This window comes from Burkholderia sp. E168m23 (genome assembly GCF_016586125.1).
In the GTDB taxonomy this organism is placed as follows: Bacteria; Pseudomonadota; Gammaproteobacteria; order Burkholderiales; family Burkholderiaceae; genus Burkholderia; species Burkholderia orbicola.
This window is the reverse complement of sequence record NZ_BCPP01001103.1, coordinates 1-2,140: the sequence shown is the minus strand read 5'-3', so window position 1 is coordinate 2,140 and position 2,140 is coordinate 1. Positions and strand designations below refer to the sequence as shown.

Here is a 2,140-nt window from a genome sequence, read left to right as displayed (position 1 = left end):
AAGTGCACCGCGTCGGCGATGTCGGCCTGCAGATGCGCGCCGTCGGCCGGCGACGCATGGCCCGCGCAGTGAATCACGTGCGTCGCGCCGGCCAGGCGCGGCGCATCGGCGCCGTGCCACACGTCGCCGAGCGCACCGACGATCACGTTCGCATCGGTCAGGCGCGACGCCCAGTACGGCGCGAGCCCCGCGCGCAACGCCGCTTCCCGCAGCCGCGCGACCGCATGGCCGCGGTCCTGCGCGCGCACGACGCACACGATGCGTTCGAGCAGCCCCGCATTGACGAGCGCCGTCAGCACGGTACTGCCGATGAAGCCGGTCGCGCCGGTCAGCACCAGCCGGCCCACGTTCGCCGCCGCGACCGGTGCGCTGGCCGGCGACACGAGGCTCGTCCGCCAGTTGAGCGACAACGCGGTTTTCCAGATCAGCACGATAGTCTCCTTCGAAGAGTCGGCCGGGCGGCGCGGTGCCCGCGGTTGCGGGCGGCGCACGGCTCACCGGCCGGGCCGGGGCTGACGCGCGCCCCGGCGCCTCCCGATCCGGCGTGCGGCCTGCGATCGCGTCGATCGCGCTCTGGCACGAGGCGGCGGCAGCCGGCGCGGACCGGCGTCCGCGGCACAGGATCGGGAAGTTCCCAGTGTGGGGCCCGACCGCATGCAAGTCTGTCCCGAAAGTTTCGTGAAAGTGTGCCGATTTGTACGCGATTGTCGGAGTGTGTCGTGCCGGCCGCCGCGTCAACACGCTGAAAGGTTCGGTCCGGCTGCATCCGAGGAGCGCCAGAGCATGTCCTTCGCCCCGCTTTCCGTCGATCGGTCGGCGCGCGACCGATCGACGCGGCCGGCGGCCCTGTCATCCCATGTCTGGGCCTCCGCGCGCGCCGGCCCGGCCACCGCTGGTCGCCGCTATCGCCCGCGTGGGCTGACGCCTCGGGAATGACCATGAATCGTCAGACATCGTTTCATCTGAAACGGAAATAGACTCGATCCGGGTTTATTGCGGATTATCACTTGCGTTTCACACCAGTCTATCTAGACTGTTCAAGTCAAAACGGTCGAATGTGTCATCTTTTTCAGGAGACGATCCAATGCGCCTCACCATTCGGATTAATGGCAGCGAATCGGCAACCCGGCATTCCTTCGCGGTCTTGTGGGTCGATACCGACGAAGGGCTGTGGTCGCGCGAGGCACATCAGGGCATCGACCTTCCGACCTGGGGCAAGATCCGCGACGTCGAAGGCGCGATGGCGCTGTGCGCGGCCGACAGCGGCAATGCCGTCTGTCAGTTGAAGGGGCTGTCGTTCGATGCGATGCGCCGCGAACAGGGCCCCGCGGTGCTCGCCGGCGAGCACCCCGACGGCGCGTGGCGCCTGCAGGCGGTCGATACCTGCACGACCCAGCCGGAATACCGGGAATTTATTTCCGTTGCCCGATAGGTATTATTGACATCAATCGTCTACGGTTTTCGGGTTTATTCCGGTAGCAGTGATATTCATTTCGATATTCAGCAATAATGGCGCCTCGGTTCGAGGCGCTTTTCATTTTATGGATTAAAGAAATAACCGGCGTGCGGGCAATTGATCGCGCGCCACGGGCGATCGCGAGCGAGCGATATCCCGAACCGCCTGCCCGAATCGGCATGCGATGATCGCGCAGGTTTCGTCCTCATCCGCCGCCGCCGAATCCCGCGTTGGCCCCACCTTTCCTGCCGTTTCCCTTCCCCTGTTCCAGATGGCCTGACCTTCGCCTTTTTGAAGGGCCGGAACATACTTTCCCCACACGATGTTTACTCCTTTATTACAATCGCATTATTCAGACTGACCCGCCGCCGCCCGGCGGCCCGACCCGGCCATTGCATGAGCGTGAAAAAGAAGACCCACCCTGCCGATCCATACGCGGCGGCGACCAAGAATCCGATGCTCGCGTCGCGCCTGCCGATGTGGCGCTCGAGGCTGATCGTGGTCGTCGTGTTCCTCGCGTTCGCCGCGCTGATCGCGCGCGCTTTCTGGGTGCAGGTCGCGAACCAGGATTTCTACGTCGGTCAGGGCCAGAAGCGCTACCAGCGCACGATCGAGCTCGATGCGATGCGCGGGCGCATCGTCGACCGCAACGGCGCGATGCTCGCGGTCAGCCTGTCGACCTAT

At 65.1% G+C, this 2,140-nt stretch carries 2 protein-coding genes and 1 pseudogene; 2 read left to right on the top strand and 1 reads right to left on the bottom strand.

The genetic code is table 11. The features are described 5' to 3' along the window. Window positions 1-431: SDR family oxidoreductase (locus JMF90_RS34540; protein WP_201326112.1), on the bottom strand; the 431-nt coding region annotated here is incomplete at its 3' end. Between the two features lie 653 nt (window positions 432-1,084). On the opposite strand from JMF90_RS34540, the gene JMF90_RS34535 reads away from it, so the two are divergent. Next, window positions 1,085-1,432: a DUF3564 family protein gene (locus JMF90_RS34535; protein ID WP_011547844.1), complete on the top strand. Its 348-nt coding sequence runs from the start codon at window positions 1,085-1,087 to the stop codon at window positions 1,430-1,432. 420 nt (window positions 1,433-1,852) lie between these two features. Further along, a pseudogene (locus JMF90_RS34530) lies at window positions 1,853-2,140 on the top strand (penicillin-binding protein 2); the annotation flags it as partial.

What these genes read in the sequence shown, in the direction of transcription:
- JMF90_RS34535 (WP_011547844.1), top strand. Translation starts at nt 1,085, where the DNA reads ATGCGCCTCACCATTCGGATTAATGGCAGCGAATCGGCAACCCGGCAT.